Raw genomic sequence first — 14,957 nt, 5'->3', positions numbered from 1 at the left:
GTCAGGCGGCCTGCGCGATCTCTTCGCCTGCCGCTGCCTCCAGCAACCGCCGCTCGATCGTTTTGAGCCTCGACGTGGAGGTGATCTTATCACCGATGAGATCGGTCAGGTAGAAGGTATCCACCGCCCGCTCGCCATAGGTGGCGACATGGGCCGAATGGATCGTAACCTTCGACTGGAACAGCGCGTGCGCCAGGCTGTAGAGCAGCGCCGGTCGATCGCGCGCGTTGATCTCGATGACGGTGAAGCGGTTCGATGCCTTGTTGTCGATGAACACATTGGGTTCGATCGAGAAGGCATCGGCGCGCAGCCGCACTGGCGCCTTGGTCTTCAGCCGTTCGGACAGTCGCGCGCGGTTTGCCAGCGCATCGGCGATGCCGGCCTTCAGCCGATTGAGTCGCGCCTCCTCGTCGAAGGGCTGGCCGAACGGGTCCTGTACGAGGAAATTGTCCAGCGCCATGCCGTCGCGGGTCGTGTGGATGCGCGCATCGATGATGTTGCCGCCCGCGACATGGATCGCACCGGCGATGCGATAGAACAGGCCCGGATGGTCGGACGCATAGACCGTCACCAGCGTCGCGCCGCGATCGGGATATACCTGCGCCTCGACGTGCAGCGTCGCGTTGCCCGCCTGCGCCACCATCACCGCGTTGCGCTCCAGCACGTCGGACGGCTCGGCGATCCAGTAGCTTTCGGTGAAGCGCTTCTTGAACGCCTCGAACCGCGCAGAGTCCCAGCCGAGCGCCGCGGCTAGATCGTCCTGCTTGGCGGCGATTCGCTCGCCGCGCCCACGCTGCTTATGGCCCAGCCGCAGCACTTCCTCGGCGGCTTCGTAAAGGTTGCCGAGCAGCTGGCGCTTCCAGCCGTTCCACACCCCCGGCCCCACGGCGCGGATATCCACCACGGTCAGCGCCAGCAGCATGCGCAGCCGCTCCGCGCTCTGCACCTGCGCGGTGAAGTCGAGGATCGTCTTGAAGTCCGCCAGGTCGCGCTTGAACGCGGTGGCCGACATCAGCAGGTGCCAGCGCACCAGCCACGCGACCATTTCGGTTTCGGCGGGGGTGAGCCCCAGTCGCGGGCAAAGCCGCTCGGCGACTTCAGCACCCAGGATGGAATGATCGCCGCTGCGGCCCTTGGCGATATCGTGCAGCAGCACCGCGACATACAGCGCCCGGCGCGAGGTCAACTGGTGCAGTATCCCGCTGGCAAGCGGATGGTCTTCCTTCAGCTGCCCCTTCTCGATCCGGCTGAGCAGCCCGATCGCGCGGATAGAGTGCTCGTCCACCGTATAGTGGTGATACATGTCGAACTGCATCTGCGCGACGACGCGGCCAAAGTCCGGCACGAACCGGCCGAACACACCCGCCTCGTTCATCCAGCGCAGCACCGTCTCCGGATCGCGCGGCGAGGTGAGCACCGAAAGGAACAGCGCGTTGGCGCGCGGATCGGTGCGTACGTCGTCGACCAGCTTGGCGTCGCGCGCCGCCGCCCGCATCGCCAGCGGGTGGATCTCCCGCTCGTGCTGATCGGCCAGCGCGAACAGCTCGATCAGCCGCACCGGATCTTCGCGGAAGAAATCGTCGCGCGGCAGTGCCAGCCGCCCGCGCTCCAGTACGAATCCCTTCAGCTTGCGCCGCCCGCGCCACAGCGCCGGCAAACCGAACCGCCGACCCCTACTGGCGAACTTCTCGTCCAGATGCGCCAGGAAAACGCCGGTCAGGTCGCCCACCACCTTCGCCTGCAGGAAGTAATAGCGCATGAAGCGCTCGACCTTGGACATGCCGGGCCGATCGGCGAAGCGCATCCGTTCGGCAATCTCGCGCTGTACGTCGAAGGTCAGCCGGTCCTCGGGCCGGTTGGTGATCAGATGCAGCTGGCAGCGCACCGCCCACAGGAAATTCTCGGCTCGGCGGAACTGGCGATATTCGGCCGGCGTCAGCAGCCCGGCTTCCACCAGCTCGGCGGGCTCGCGCACGTTATAGGCGAACTTGCCGATCCAGAACAGCGTGTGCAGGTCGCGCAGGCCGCCCTTGCCTTCCTTCACATTGGGTTCGACGACATAGCGGCTGTCGCCCATCTTCTTGTGGCGCGCATTGCGTTCGTCGAGCTTGGCGGTGATGAAGCCGCGCGCGCTGTCGGCCTGCACCTCGGCCTTGAAGCGTACTGCCGCCTCTTCGTACAGGTCGGTATCGCCCCACACATAGCGCGCCTCGAGCAGCGCGGTGCACACGGTCACGTCCGCCTTGGCTTGGCGCACCATCTCGTCGAGCGAGCGCGACGAATGCCCCACCTTCAGCCGCATGTCCCACAGCGAATAGAGCATCGATTCGATCACCTGCTCGCTCCAGCCGGTGACCTTCCAGGGGGTAAGGAAGCCGATATCGATGTCCGAATGCGGCGCCATCTCGCCGCGGCCATAGCCGCCCACCGCGATCAGCGTCATCCGCTCGGCGGCGGTGGGGTTCGCATTGGGGTGCAGCCGCTCGACGGTAAAGTCCCACAGCAGCCGCAGGATCTGGTCGGTCAGGAACGCGCCCGCCGCCGCCGCTTCCAGCCCGCGCGAGGGATGCTCGGCCAGCCGCCGCGCAATCTCCGCGCGGCCGCGGTCCAGCGCCGCCTTCAGCACGCCGGTCGCGGCCTGGCGCAGTGCCGCGGTGTCGCGCGCGTCGAGCGCTGCGAGCTGCTCGGCGACGGCACGGCGGTCGATCAGGGAGCGCCGATGGGGAACGGAAGCGAAGCGGGTGGGCATGGCGAGTCAGATAGGAGGATTCACCATGAAGTTCACCCATCAAGGCGGTTTCGGGCAAACTTCGCGCGCCTGCCCCTGTTCAGGAAGCGATGAACACGAAATCGCCGATGGTGCGGCCGGTGCGCGCCTCGCAGCGACCGGTCCCGATCGGGTGCGCCACGGGAATGATCAGCACCCATTCCTCGCTATGCTGCTCGGCGACCGTCCGGAACCGGCACCCGCGCCCGTCTTCGCTGGTCACGACGATGTCGAACAGATGCTTGTCGGCCTCGCGCCGCAGCGCCAGCACTTTGCCGCCGGGCCGCCGCACGAAGGTGCTGGCATGCGGCAGCAACGTGCCGCGCAGCTGGCGCTGCAGGCCGCCGGTGGCATCGTGCGCCGATAGGCTGAGGGTTGCCGCCGAGTGGTTCTCGACGCGGATGGTCGTCGCGCCCGCCGCACCGGCGACGACCATGGATATAGAGAGCAGCAATAGCTTCAGCATCAAAAAGCTTTCTGGTGAAGGGCGGAGAAGCTGTCTCCGCAAGGGGCGATATCGCCTGCCCCCATGGGGCGTGAGCTGGTCCGCAGCGGCAGAGGCCTGTCGGCTTGGGAAGTGCGAGGGGGCAACGCACTTGGTTCCTCTGCCGCTCCGGTAGACACTGAATAGCCGGATCGCGCCCGCCCGGCCAATCGAAAGACTTGCGCAGATTCGATAGAACGGCTCTATACCCCTTTGATGCCGACGCTTCGCCAGTTCCACTATCTGGTCACCTTGGCCGACACCGGCTCGTTCGTGCGGGCGGCGCGCTCCGCCCATGTATCGCAGCCAACGCTCAGCCATCAGATCAAGGCGCTGGAAGATCGACTAGGCGTGCGGCTGCTTGATCGCGGTGCCGGCGGCGCGATGCTGACGCCGGTCGGGCGCGCGATCGTCGCCAAGGCGCGCGAGGTGCTGGCGGAGGTTCGCGAGATCGAGAGCCTGGCGGCGCGCTCGTCCGACACGCTCACCGGCACGCTCAAGCTCGGCACCACGCCCACGCTGGGCCCCTATCTGCTTTCGCCGATCGTCGCGGAGCTCCACCGCGTCGCGCCCGATCTGCACCTGTACGTGCGCGAGGGCATCCCCGCCGAACAGACGCAGGAACTGTCGCGCGGCGCGCTCGATCTGCTGCTCGGGCCGATGCCGATCGAGGGCGACGAGCTGGTGGTGGAGCCGCTGTTCCGCGAACCGCTGCACCTCGTCGCGGCGGTCGACGATCCGCTGGCCAAGCTGGATCGAGTCGATCCGGCGCTGCTGCGCGGCCGGGCGCTGCTGTCGCTCGATCCGCGCCACCATTTCCACCGCCAATGCTCGCACATCGCCGAAGCCTATGGGATGCGGATGACGCCGGATTACGAAGGCACCAGCCTGGACAGCCTGCACCAGATGGTAGCGAGCGGCCTCGGCATGGCCCTGCTGCCGACGCTGTACCTTGCCTCGGACGTGGGCGGCACCTCCGGCCTGCGCGTGCTGCACGTCGCCGGCTGGTCGCGCTATCGGTCGATCGCGCTCGCCTGGCGCAAGGCCAGCAGCATGGATGCCGCCTTCCAGCTGATCGCCGAAGAGGTACGTCGCTCGGCCAACGCCATCCTCGCCCGCGGCATCGCCGCCGACGTCTGAAGCCCCGGGCGATGCGGTACAATGCGGTGCTCTTGTCCCGCGCGCCACAACGCCTGCTATGATGGCAATAGGCAGCGTGCGGGCGCTGTTAACCTCGGTCCGCGCCCGATCCACCGACGACGCCGCACCGACGTTCGAGAATGCAGGGGAATAACATGGCGCATTACCAGCCCACGGACCAGCTCGACCCCTATGAGGTCGAAAACCAGTTCTACCTGCGCTCCCATCCCTCGCGCATGGCAAAGCTGCTGGCGCACTACGAGCTGTACCGGCAGATCGTCGACCTGCCGGGCGCGATCGTCGAGCTTGGCGTATACAAGGGCGCGTCGTTGATGCGCTTTGCCAGCTTCCGCCAGCTTCTGGAAAATGCCTATAGCCGGATGGTCGTCGGCTTCGATGCTTTCGGCAGCTTCCCCAGCGACGGCGTCGCCGAAGCCACCGATCAGGCCTTCATCAAGCGGTTCGAGGCGGCCGGCGGCGACGGCATTTCCCGTGCCGGCTTGCAGGATCTGCTCGACGCCAAGGGCTTCGCCAACACCACGCTGGTGGAGGGCAATGTCTTCGATACCATCCCGCAGTTCCTCGAAGCGCATCCCGCGCTGAAGATCGCACTGCTGCACCTCGACATGGACGTGTACGAGCCGACCGCCTTCGCGCTTGATCGCCTGTTGCCGCATATGGCCCGGGGCGGTCTGGTCGTGTTCGACGATTACGCCCTGCTGAAGGGTGCCACGCGCGCCGCGGACGAAGCCTGCGATCGCCTCGGCGTCCGCATGGAAAAGCTGTCCAATTACGTCATCCCCGCCTTCTTCCGCGCACCCTGACCGCGGCGGCGCCGGGCGGGCGCCGGAATCGCGGTTCTTTGCGGCCCTTCGCCGCGCTTCTCCTGACGGTCCGGAACAGGCGGCCGCTTCGGCCCGTTGATCGGCACGCAACCGCAAGGAGATTCCGATGGCCACCACTCCCGACGCCCCCAAGCCCAAGACGCCGCGCAAGCGCACCGCCAAGCCCGCCGCTGCCGCCACCTCCGCCAAGGCCGATCCTGCCGCAGCCAAGCCGGCGCCCAAGGCTCGGCCAAAGCGCGCACCCAAGGCAGCCGCGCCCGCGACCAAGGTCGAAAAGCGCTCCACCCTGCGCAAGACCGGCCTCGCCGCCATCGCCGCGACCGGGCTGGGCGCGATCGGGGCGATCGCCTTCGGGGTGCTGCGCAACCGTCGCAACGCCGCCGCCGAACCCGGCACGGTGCCCACCGATCTCATGGGCCAATCGCATCCCGATGGCGGCGAGCGCGCGATCGAGGCCTTCCGGCCCGATCCCACCGCACCCGTGCCCGAAAGCGAGCGCGAAGCGCTGCGCCCGGCGCTGGCTGGTGGATCGGCCCCCACCCTGGTCGCCGGCCAGGCCGATGAACTGCGCCGCATCGACGCAGCCCCCTCCTGATCGCCCGGCAAGCTGCACGACCGCGCAACCTTCGGCGCGGTCGTGCATTGCCCCTTCATACCAATCAGGATCAGGAGAGAGTCCATGCGTAGTTTCGCTCTGGGCGCGGTCGCTGCGGCCACGCTGCTGTCGGGCTGTGTCGGCGACGGCTTTGGCGCAGGTTCGGCCAATAATCGCGGCTATCGCGACTACGATTATAACCGGCCGGATCCCGCCTATAACGGCTATTATGCCGATCGTTATTATCGCGAGGGCAAGTATCGCGAGCGCCGCCTCTCGCGCAACGACCGCATCTATCGCGGGCAGGACGGGCGCTATTACTGCCGCCGTAACGACGGCACGACCGGCCTGATCGTCGGCGGTGTCGCCGGCGGCGTGCTCGGCAACCTCATCGCCCCGGGCGGTTCGGGCTTGCTCGGCACGATCTTGGGTGGTGCCGCCGGTGCGGCCGCGGGCCGTGCGATCGACCGCGACAACGTAAAGTGCCGTTGAGGGCGAGGGGCCGGGGTTGATCCCCGGCCCTGCCCCGCAATCCAGGAGTCCGCCATGACCACCCGCACCGCCACCGCCCGCTATTCCGGCTTCGGCAAGGCTGGCAAAGGCCAGCTCACCAGCCCCTCCGGCGTGCTGGAAGCGACGCCCTATGGCTTCAACACCCGCTTCGGCGACGAAAAGGGCACCAACCCCGAAGAACTGATCGCCGCTGCGCATGCCGGTTGCTTCACCATGGCGCTCAGCTTCGCACTCGCCAAGGCCGGGTTCGACGAGGGGACGCTGGAGACCACCGCAGCGGTCAAACTCGAACAGGATGGCGCCGGCTTCACCATCACCCGCTCGGATCTCAAACTGCGCGCCGAGGTGCCCGGCATCGATCGGGCGCAGTTCGAAGCGCTCGCCCGCGATGCCGAAGCCAATTGTCCGGTCTCCAAGCTGCTCCAGGCCGAGATCGGGCTGGAATGGGAGCTGGCCTGAACCCCCAAGGCCTGATCGCGGCCGGGCAGGTCCTCCCGCCATAACCGAGATTGGTATCGCTCGCCGCCGTCATCCGGCGCAAGGGATCCAACTGCTTGGGTCTGGTGGAAACCGACGATTAGGCGAGCTACTGCACGGCCAAGGCGCCAGCGCGATGGACGTCTATCTGCTGGGGGATCCGCGGGGCTGACGCAGATCGGAGGCGGGCCGAAGCCTGCCCCGGAAAAGTGCCTAGGTTCCGGCCTTATGGCGCCGAATTCGCGGGAAGCGCCAGGCGGGGAGCAAGCACCTGTCCTTCCACCACCGGCGCGGCGTGCTGCCAGCAGGATTTCCATCCGTTGCTGGCATTGTGCCACCAGCGGGCGAAGTCGCCTGCGTCCTGGCTGACGCTGACTTCGGTGAAATAGCCTGCCTGTGTCGTCGTGCCCTTGATGGTGACGGTGGAGGAGTCGGATACAACCGTGAAGTCACGAACCTGGCCGAAACCGGCGGGGCGAATGGCCCAGAGCGCGGTGAAGGCCGGCGCCACCGTGGCGCAGGCCGCGCCGTCCAGCCAATCATGGATGCGGGTTCGGTAGCGATGCATTTGCCGTCCCCGCCCTGCTTTCCACACCAGTGTCGATCGTGACGCACCCGCTCGGCGACCCAGCGTGGCCCCGCAGTCCCGCTCGGTACCATGCCGAAAATCACCGTTTCGTCGACGAAAACGCCAAGGCCGCCGCCGACATTGGTCACCGTGTACTGGACGTTGAGCGTCCGTTCCCCAAGCGGTGCGCCGACGAGCAGCAGGGCAAGCGGCAAGACGGAAAGCGCGGGCAGCATAGCAGACCTCCGGGCGCGAGATATGGGACGGTTTCCAGCCTATCATGACCTGGCGTCTGGGCGGTAGCGGCTGCGGCGCGCAATCTTCTGTTGGTGTTCTGTCTTGATACTACAGTTGGGCTGCCCCACATTCGGGCCATGTTCAACGCACTCTCGCTGCTGATCGGGCTGGTCGCGCTGCCCTTCGCACTGGTGGGGATCATCCCCATCCCGTTCGTGCCGCTGATCAACTGGATCGCCTTCCCGATCGCGCTCACCGGCGCGGTGGTGGGCATGCTGTCGCGGGGCACGGCGGGGCGGAACTTCAACCTCGTGCTGCTGATCGTCAGCGGGCTGCGGCTGATGCTGACCGGCGGGATCATCTGATCGCAGCCGTCTTCGGGTGGCGCTTGCTTCGCATCGTTGTCCCGGCGATAGCCATTCCTGGCGCGGCAGAAGCCGATGTCGAGGCGCTAATGGGTTCCGGCCATCGCCGGAATGACGACTACAGACCGCGCGTCTCTTCCCGAGCTCCTTGCCTTCGCAATGAAAAAGGGGCCCGTCGAACCGAGCCCCCTTCCTGAAAACCTTGCGGCCTTAGCGGCAGCGGACGTTGCCGCGATCCACCGACTGGCCGAGCGCCGCGCCGGCGGCCGCGCCGAGCAGCGTGCCGAGCGTCGCATTGCCGCCCGAGGACAGCGCGTTGCCGAAGAGCCCGCCGGCGACACCGCCCACGATCAGGCCGGTCGTGCCGTCGTTGCGGCGGCAATAATAGCGACCGTCATTGCCGCGATAGATGCGGTCGTTCCGGCTCAGGCGGCGTTCCTGATAATAGCGGCCGTCGCGATAATAGCGGTCGGCATAATAGCGGCGCTCGCCGGCGGGCAGGCGATTATAGTCATAATTGCGGTAGCGGCGCCAATCGCGCTGCCACTGGCGATTGTCGGCGCGCGACGCCTGGCGGATATCCTGGCGGCAATCGCGCATCTCGCGGCGATATTCGCCACGGCTGTCCGCCCGGCGCAGATCCTGGCGACAATCCTGGCGCGCGTCGCGCTCGCGGGGGCCCTGCGCCATCGCGGGCACCGCCGTCACCGTCAGCGCCGCCGCAGCGGCAACAAACAACATGCGCATCGTGGGAAATCCTTGTCGTTATCGATGCGTGTCGAACGTGTGCCCGCGGCGGCTGGTTGCGTGAACGGGAAACTACCTTTGGTTCATTCGGCGTCCATCGACGGGACACGTGCGTCGCCCGGATAGGCGAACAGCAGGTCGCTGCCGACTTCCGCATGGATCGCGACATGGCCTTCCAGCGTCAGGCACTCGCCCGCCTTGAACGCGATGCCGTCGACCACGCCTTCGCCCTTCACCGGGATCAGCCAGCCGGTCGTGCCTTCGGGCAGGGTGAAGCTGCGCTTGCCGCCTTCCCAGCGCTCGAGCACGAATTTGGGGCCTTCGACCAGGATGGTGCGGTTCGGCGCGACCGCCCCCGGCATCGGGTGCGGCACGAACGGCACCGGCTCCGATACCGCGACACCTTCGTCGAGGTGCAGTTCGCGCGGGCGGCCATAGTCATAGAGGCGGTAGGTCGTCTCGCTGTTCTGCTGCACTTCAATCAGCGTGATGCCCGCGCCGATCGCGTGGACGGTACCCGAGGCGGAGTAGAAGAAATCGCCGGCCTTCACCGGCTTCCAGTCGAGCATGTTCTCGATCGAGCCGTCGAGCGCGCCGGCGCGGAGCTCCTCGCGGGTATAGGGCTGCTTGGTACCGAGCGCGATCGTCGAATCGGGCTCGGCATCGAGGATGATCCAGCATTCGTCCTTGCCGCGCGGCAGGCCGACGGCCTGGGCCTGCTCGTCGTTCGGATGCACCTGGACCGACAGTTTCTCGCTGGTGAACAGATATTTGATCAGCAGGTCCGGGGTTGAATTGCCCGGCGTCTGGAACCAGACCTCGCCCACCGGCTCACCGTCCGCGGCAGGATCGGCAAAGCCCGGATACAGGGTGTGGCGGCCCCAGGGTTTTTCGACGCGATGGGTGGCGAGAAGCGTGGCGGGCATGAGGAATCCCCTTGAATGACGGTACCGGAACGGGAGCGCATGTGGCGCGAAGCGAGTTCCGCCGCAATCCCGCCCCGAAAAGGATTGTTTGCAGCCACGGCCCCGGTCTAAGAACCCCGGCATATGCGTAGTCCCCTGCCTCGCGCGCTTGCGTTCGCGCTCCTTCCGGTGTTCGCCCTTTCCGTCGCCGGCTGCGCAAAGCGCGGCGGGGTGAAGGACCTGCCCTATGTCGCGCGCGACGTCGGCACCCTGTACAGCACGGCCAAGCAGAAACTGGACCAGCACCAGTACAAGCTCGCCGCCGCGCTGTTCGACGAAGTGGAGCGCCAGCATCCCTATTCGGTATGGGCGCGGCGCGCGCAGCTGATGGGCGCGTTCAGCTACTATCTGAACCGCGACTATCCCGAAGCGATCGCCTCGGCGCAGCGCTTCCTGGCGGTGCACCCCGGCAACCGCGATGCGCCCTATGCCTATTATCTGATCGGCATTTCCTATTACGAGCAGATCAGCGACGTCACCCGCGACCAGAAGATCACGCAGCAGGCGCTCGATTCGCTGGGCGAGCTGATTCGCCGCTATCCCAATTCGAAATATGCCGCCGATGCGCGGCTGAAGCTGGACCTGGTGCGCGATCACCTGGCCGGCAAGGAAATGGAAGTCGGCCGCTTCTACGAAAAGCGGGGCCAGTGGCTGGCGGCGGCGCTGCGCTTCCGCGCCGTGGTCGACAATTATCAGATGACCACGCATGTGCCCGAATCGCTGATGCGCCTCACCGAAAGCTATCTGGCGCTGGGCGTGCCCGAGGAAGCCAACAAGGCGGCGGCGGTGCTCGGGGCCAATTACCCGGGCACCGATTGGTACAAGCGCGCCTACGATCTGATGCAGGACAACCAGGACAAGGTGGCGGCCGCGGCCAAGGCCAGCCCGCCGCCCAAGCCCGCGAGCTAAAACCACTTCCGTTCTTCTCCTGTTCCTGCGATAGGGGGCCGCGATGCTGACCGCGCTATCCATTCGCGACGTGGTGCTGATCGAGGCGCTGGACCTGGAGTTCGGCGCAGGGTTGGGCGTGCTGACAGGCGAGACCGGTGCCGGCAAGTCGATCCTGCTCGATGCGCTGGGCCTGGCGCTGGGCGCGCGGGCCGATAGCGGCCTGGTGCGCAGCGGCGCGGGCCAGGCGGTGGTGGTGGCGAGCTTCGTCCCGCCCGCTGCCGACAGCGCGGTGGCCAATCTCTTCGCGCAGAACGGCATGGAGCTGGAGCCGGGCGAGCCGCTGCTGATCCGGCGGATGGTGAAGGCAGACGGCGGCAGCCGCGCATTCGTCAACGACCAGCCGGCTTCGGCCGGGTTCCTGCGAGAGCTGGCGCCGCATCTCGTCGAGATCCACGGCCAGCACGACGATCGCGGCCTGCTCAACCCGCGCGGCCACCGGCTGCTGCTCGACGCCTTCGGCCGGTGCGATGCGGGGCCAGTTGCGGTGGCCCACCGCGCATGGCGCGTGGCGGAGGATGCGCTGGCGGTGGCGCGGGCCGAGCAGGACAGCGCCGAACGCGACCGCGAATGGCTGGAGCACGCCGTTACCGAACTCGCGGCGCTTGCTCCGCAAGAAGGCGAGGAGGAACTGCTCGCCGAGCGCCGGGCGACGATGCAACGAGGCGAAAAGATCGCCACCGACCTGCAGGGCATCGCCGATCTGCTCGAAGGATCGGACGGCGGGCTGGCGCGGCTGCGGCAGGCGGCGCGCATCCTGGAGCGGGTGTCCGACGATCACGAAGCGCTGGCCGAGGCGCTGGCCGCGATCGATCGTGCGATCACCGAAGGCAGCGAGGCACAGGCGCAGGTGGATGCCGCGGCCGAGGCGCTGGCCTTCGATCCTGCCGCGCTGGAGGCGGACGAAGCGCGGCTGTTCGAACTGCGCGCCGTCGCCCGCAAGCACCGGGTGCAGCCCGACGAGCTGCCGGGGCTGCTGGCAGAGCTGTCCGGGCGGCTGGAGCGGCTGACCAGCGGTGGCGCGGGGATCGCCCGGCTGGAACGCGCGGCCGAGGAAGCGCACCGCAGCTATCGCGAGGCGGCACGGACGCTATCGGCGGTGCGGTCGTTGGCGGCGGCGCGACTGGACGCGGCGGTGGCGGCGGAGCTGAAGCCGCTGAAGCTGGACGCGGCGCGTTTCCGCACCGTGGTGGAGCCGCTGGACGAAGGCCAGTGGAGCGCATCGGGCATGGACCGGGTGGAGTTCGAGGTTTCGACCAACCCCGGCGCGCCCTTCGCCCCGCTGATGAAGATCGCCAGCGGCGGCGAATTGTCGCGCTTCATCCTGGCGATGAAGGTGGCGCTCGCCGAAGAAGGCGGCGCGCGCACGCTGATCTTTGACGAGATCGATCGCGGCGTCGGCGGCGCGGTGGCCGATGCGATCGGCGAGCGATTGGCGCGGCTGGCCCAGGGCTCGCAGCTGCTGGTGGTGACGCACAGCCCGCAGGTGGCCGCGCGGGGCGCCCGGCACCTGCTGATCGCCAAGCGCCATGACGGCGTCGTCACCCGCACCGGCGTGACGCCGCTGACGCCCGAGCAGCGGCGCGAGGAAATTGCGCGGATGCTCTCCGGCGCGGAGATCACGCCCGAGGCGCGGGCGCAGGCGGAGCGGCTGCTCGCCGCCTGAACCTGAACGAAGCGACCCGCCCTGCGACAATTCGTGACGGAAAAGGCATGGCGTTGGGACAAAGCGGCGACATCGGCGTTCCACAACGGCTCTCGACCGCAGGGGCGGTCCAGTCGAAGTGAGGAGTATCCGATGAAGAAGTTCATGCTGCTGATCGCCGGCCTTGGCGTTGCCGCCGCCGCCGTTCCCGCCTCCGCTGCACCCGCATTCCAGGGTGGCTGGCAGAATATCAACGCCCGGCAGGACCGGCTGGAACAGCGGATCAACCAGGGTATCCGCTCGGGCGCGCTGAGCCGCCGCGAGGCGACCCGGATCCGCAACGAATATCGCGGGCTGGTGCGGCTGGAGGCCCGCTATCGCGCCTCGCGCCCTGGCCTGACGATGCAGGAACGCCGCGATCTCGATCGTCGCTATGACGTGCTGTCGGCCAAGGTCCGCTACGAGAAGCAGGATCGCAACCGCCGCCGCGGCTGATCCCGCCGCAGCAACAGGAAACGGGCTTCGCCGAAAGGCGGGGCCCGTTTCGTTTTGGGATCAGCTCTCCGGTGCGGGCGCTTTACGACGCTGCCTGGGCTTGGCGGCGGCGTCTGCCGGCTTGCGGACACGGCGCGGCGGTGCCTTCACCGCAGGCGCAGCGGGTGCTGCGGGCGCTGCGGCCGTTTCGACAGGCTTGCGGACCCGCTTGACCGCCGGCTTCGGCCCAGTGCCTGCGGGCTTGCGCGCGCGCATCGCGGCAGGCTTAGGCGGCGCGGCTTCGGTGGCGGGGGCAGGATCGGCAGGCGGCGGCGACGGGGTGGGTTCGGGCTTCGCGGCATCCCCCGCAGGCTTGCGGACGCGCTTCACGGCAGGCTTCGGCGGCGCGGCTTTGGCTGCGGGGGCGGGATCGGCAGGCGGCGGAGGCGGGGCAGGATCGGTCTTGGCGGTACTGCCCTTGATGCGATGGGCCAGCGCCGTCAGCCCGGCGGCGATCAGATCGGCGATCACCGGGTGCTTGGCTAGCCCCGCCAGTTGACGGCGGGCATCCTTGGGCAGCTTGATGCCGTCGATCACCTTGGGCAGCAGCGACGGCGGCTTGGCGCTCTTGGTCGCTTTCTTGTCCTTCTTGCCGGCCATGCAATGCCTCCGTCTCGGATCCGGCGGCAAGCTTCCGCCAGTCGAATCGGACTGTCAATGCTGGGTGATCGGCGCATCTTCCCAGTCGAAGATGATTTCCAGATCGCGCGCATTGCCGCCCGCGGCACGCCGGAGGCGCCGGGGCGGCAGCAGCGTGGGGCTGCCACGCCGGATCGGTGCGCGATAAGGCTTCGGTTTCTGCATGGCGGCACTCCTCACGTCCCCAGCAGAAACTCAAACCATGCACGATCCTTCAGGTTCCCCGACGGCCGATCCGGCCGCCGCGCGTCCTGGCATCAGCGGCAGTTGCGATTACCGTCGCGTTCGACCGCGCGACCGGCCAGCGCGCCCGCTACGCCGCCGAGCACCGTGCCGGCCGTACGATCCCCGCTGGTGTCGATGGTGCGGCCGAGCAGCGCACCCGCCACACCGCCAACGACGAGGCCGGTGGTGCCGTCCGGCTTGCGACAATAGCGGCGGCCGTCCCGGCCGCGCCATTCGCGGTAGCTGTGCCGGCGACGATCGTCGCGATAACGGCCGCGATCGCGATAGTCGCGATCCTGCTTGACGACCTTGGCTTCGGCCTGGACGGCAGGAAGGACCGTCGCGGCAGGAATGGCGAGCGCCGCGGCGCTGAGCGAAAGAAGCAGAGTACGCATAACAAACTCCCCGATGTGCTGTAGATGAAACCAACGTGGCGGGTTTACGTCGGGTTGCATGAACCTGATACGACGGGACGTTCAGGCAGGGAGCAGACGAGATGACCGAGGCGCGCGCCATGATCGACCGGCTGGACCTGGCGCCGCATCCCGAAGGCGGCTGGTTTCGCGAGACGTGGCGGGCGCCTGGCGGCCCTGACGGGCGATCGATCGGCACCGCGATATGGTTCCTGCTGGAGGCCGGGCAGCGCTCGCACTGGCATCGTGTGGATGCCGACGAGTTGTGGCTATGGCACGCCGGATCGCCGCTGGAGGTGCAGATCGGCGCGGCCGAGGGGGCAGGAATTGAGCGCGTTCCGCTGGGCGGCGACGTGCTTGCCGGGCAACAGCCCCAGATTCGCGTGCCCGCCGGCCGCTGGCAGGCGACCGAGGCGCGCGGCGGCTGGGGGCTGGTGAGCTGTGTGGTGGTGCCGGGTTTCGACTTTGCCGGCTTCGAACTGGCGCCGCCGGGCTGGGCGCCGCCGGGCGACTGAAGGCGGCCACTTATCCCCGTTATCCACGCTATCAACAGGCGGGCGCCACCGGTTAGCGCTTGGTGCGACTCGGCATCGATGCGACCCTCAAGGGCGTAGGAAGGGTGAACGAAACGGCGGGAAACCGGCGCAATTTCAACCTCTTGCACGGTCGTATCGACGCTGGTGCCACCCGGAAACCGCGGCGTGCGATCGAGGATCGGGACTGTCTCGCCCTAGAGAGAGTTCCGCATCCGCCGCATCGCTCCTGTCCCTGCCGACGGGGCGATGCATGCCGCCGAACCGAGCGGCGACGATCGGCGCATCGTCGCGGCACAGGCCGGCGACACGGGGGC

The 14,957-nt window shown here is 67.8% G+C and carries 18 protein-coding genes; 10 read left to right on the top strand and 8 right to left on the bottom strand.

Going from position 1 to position 14,957, the window contains the following annotated elements; all coding sequences use genetic code 11:
* Window position 1 precedes the first annotated feature (1 nt).
* Window positions 2–2,749 carry a [protein-PII] uridylyltransferase gene (locus ACNFJ7_RS16065; protein ID WP_019369652.1) on the bottom strand — a complete coding sequence of 916 codons (2,748 nt, stop codon included), beginning with the start codon at window positions 2,747–2,749 and terminating at the stop codon, window positions 2–4.
* A gap of 79 nt (window positions 2,750–2,828) precedes the next feature.
* The gene (locus ACNFJ7_RS16060) at window positions 2,829–3,233 is read right to left on the bottom strand and encodes a hypothetical protein (RefSeq protein ID WP_152997890.1); all 405 of its coding nucleotides are present in this window, start codon (window positions 3,231–3,233) and stop codon (window positions 2,829–2,831) included.
* A 234-nt stretch (window positions 3,234–3,467) separates the two neighbouring features.
* Here ACNFJ7_RS16060 and ACNFJ7_RS16055 point away from each other — a divergent pair, with 234 nt between their 5' ends.
* The 5 genes from ACNFJ7_RS16055 to ACNFJ7_RS16035 all read left to right on the top strand — a co-directional run bounded on the left by ACNFJ7_RS16055 (window position 3,468) and on the right by ACNFJ7_RS16035 (window position 6,803).
* A complete protein-coding gene (locus tag ACNFJ7_RS16055) occupies window positions 3,468–4,391 on the top strand; it encodes a hydrogen peroxide-inducible genes activator (RefSeq protein WP_019369650.1) in 924 nt (307 codons plus the stop codon).
* Window positions 4,392–4,546: 155 nt separating this feature from the next.
* The gene (locus ACNFJ7_RS16050) at window positions 4,547–5,215 is read left to right on the top strand and encodes a TylF/MycF/NovP-related O-methyltransferase (RefSeq protein ID WP_019369649.1); all 669 of its coding nucleotides are present in this window, start codon (window positions 4,547–4,549) and stop codon (window positions 5,213–5,215) included.
* Between the two features lie 127 nt (window positions 5,216–5,342).
* Window positions 5,343–5,831 (top strand): hypothetical protein, encoded by a 489-nt coding sequence (locus tag ACNFJ7_RS16045; RefSeq protein WP_050990169.1) that lies wholly within the window; start codon window positions 5,343–5,345, stop codon window positions 5,829–5,831.
* An 84-nt stretch (window positions 5,832–5,915) separates the two neighbouring features.
* Window positions 5,916–6,323: a glycine zipper 2TM domain-containing protein gene (locus tag ACNFJ7_RS16040; RefSeq protein ID WP_019369648.1), complete on the top strand. Its 408-nt coding sequence runs from the start codon at window positions 5,916–5,918 to the stop codon at window positions 6,321–6,323.
* Window positions 6,324–6,377: 54 nt separating this feature from the next.
* Complete coding sequence (locus ACNFJ7_RS16035; protein ID WP_019369647.1) at window positions 6,378–6,803, top strand: OsmC family protein; 426 nt, start codon at window positions 6,378–6,380, stop codon at window positions 6,801–6,803.
* Between the two features lie 244 nt (window positions 6,804–7,047).
* On the opposite strand, the gene ACNFJ7_RS16030 is transcribed toward ACNFJ7_RS16035, so the two are convergent.
* Window positions 7,048–7,389, bottom strand: coding sequence for a hypothetical protein (locus ACNFJ7_RS16030; protein WP_019369646.1), 342 nt, complete (start codon window positions 7,387–7,389; stop codon window positions 7,048–7,050).
* A 374-nt stretch (window positions 7,390–7,763) separates the two neighbouring features.
* On the opposite strand from ACNFJ7_RS16030, the gene ACNFJ7_RS16025 reads away from it, so the two are divergent.
* Window positions 7,764–7,991, top strand: coding sequence for a hypothetical protein (locus tag ACNFJ7_RS16025; protein ID WP_019369645.1), 228 nt, complete (start codon window positions 7,764–7,766; stop codon window positions 7,989–7,991).
* Window positions 7,992–8,201: 210 nt separating this feature from the next.
* Here ACNFJ7_RS16025 and ACNFJ7_RS16020 read toward each other — a convergent pair whose 3' ends face one another.
* Window positions 8,202–8,738: a glycine zipper 2TM domain-containing protein gene (locus tag ACNFJ7_RS16020; RefSeq protein ID WP_026009161.1), complete on the bottom strand. Its 537-nt coding sequence runs from the start codon at window positions 8,736–8,738 to the stop codon at window positions 8,202–8,204.
* Window positions 8,739–8,821: 83 nt separating this feature from the next.
* Window positions 8,822–9,664, bottom strand: a complete 843-nt coding sequence (locus tag ACNFJ7_RS16015; protein ID WP_019369643.1) for a class I mannose-6-phosphate isomerase — start codon at window positions 9,662–9,664, stop codon at window positions 8,822–8,824.
* 123 nt (window positions 9,665–9,787) lie between these two features.
* Here ACNFJ7_RS16015 and ACNFJ7_RS16010 point away from each other — a divergent pair, with 123 nt between their 5' ends.
* The 3 genes from ACNFJ7_RS16010 (at window position 9,788) to ACNFJ7_RS16000 (ending at window position 12,791) form a co-directional block, all read left to right on the top strand.
* Entirely contained in the window at window positions 9,788–10,612 is an 825-nt protein-coding gene (locus ACNFJ7_RS16010) for an outer membrane protein assembly factor BamD (RefSeq protein WP_019369642.1), read from the top strand.
* A gap of 43 nt (window positions 10,613–10,655) precedes the next feature.
* Entirely contained in the window at window positions 10,656–12,317 is a 1,662-nt protein-coding gene (recN, locus tag ACNFJ7_RS16005) for a DNA repair protein RecN (protein ID WP_058805466.1), read from the top strand.
* 132 nt (window positions 12,318–12,449) lie between these two features.
* On the top strand, window positions 12,450–12,791 hold the full coding sequence (locus ACNFJ7_RS16000) for a hypothetical protein (RefSeq protein WP_019369640.1): 342 nt from the start codon (window positions 12,450–12,452) through the stop codon (window positions 12,789–12,791).
* 60 nt (window positions 12,792–12,851) lie between these two features.
* On the opposite strand, the gene ACNFJ7_RS15995 is transcribed toward ACNFJ7_RS16000, so the two are convergent.
* From ACNFJ7_RS15995 to ACNFJ7_RS15985, 3 genes are all read right to left on the bottom strand, one after another.
* Window positions 12,852–13,430 carry a hypothetical protein gene (locus ACNFJ7_RS15995; RefSeq protein WP_019369639.1) on the bottom strand — a complete coding sequence of 193 codons (579 nt, stop codon included), beginning with the start codon at window positions 13,428–13,430 and terminating at the stop codon, window positions 12,852–12,854.
* A 54-nt stretch (window positions 13,431–13,484) separates the two neighbouring features.
* Window positions 13,485–13,634: a hypothetical protein gene (locus tag ACNFJ7_RS15990; RefSeq protein WP_019369638.1), complete on the bottom strand. Its 150-nt coding sequence runs from the start codon at window positions 13,632–13,634 to the stop codon at window positions 13,485–13,487.
* Window positions 13,635–13,726: 92 nt separating this feature from the next.
* Entirely contained in the window at window positions 13,727–14,089 is a 363-nt protein-coding gene (locus ACNFJ7_RS15985; protein WP_019369637.1) for a glycine zipper 2TM domain-containing protein, read from the bottom strand.
* Between the two features lie 101 nt (window positions 14,090–14,190).
* On the opposite strand from ACNFJ7_RS15985, the gene ACNFJ7_RS15980 reads away from it, so the two are divergent.
* Window positions 14,191–14,622: a cupin domain-containing protein gene (locus ACNFJ7_RS15980; protein WP_019369636.1), complete on the top strand. Its 432-nt coding sequence runs from the start codon at window positions 14,191–14,193 to the stop codon at window positions 14,620–14,622.
* Window positions 14,623–14,957: the final 335 nt, after the last annotated feature.

The organism is Sphingomonas sp. HT-1 (assembly GCF_048568905.1).
In the GTDB taxonomy this organism is placed as follows: domain Bacteria; phylum Pseudomonadota; class Alphaproteobacteria; order Sphingomonadales; family Sphingomonadaceae; genus Sphingomonas.
This window is presented reverse-complemented; position numbering and strand designations above follow the sequence as displayed.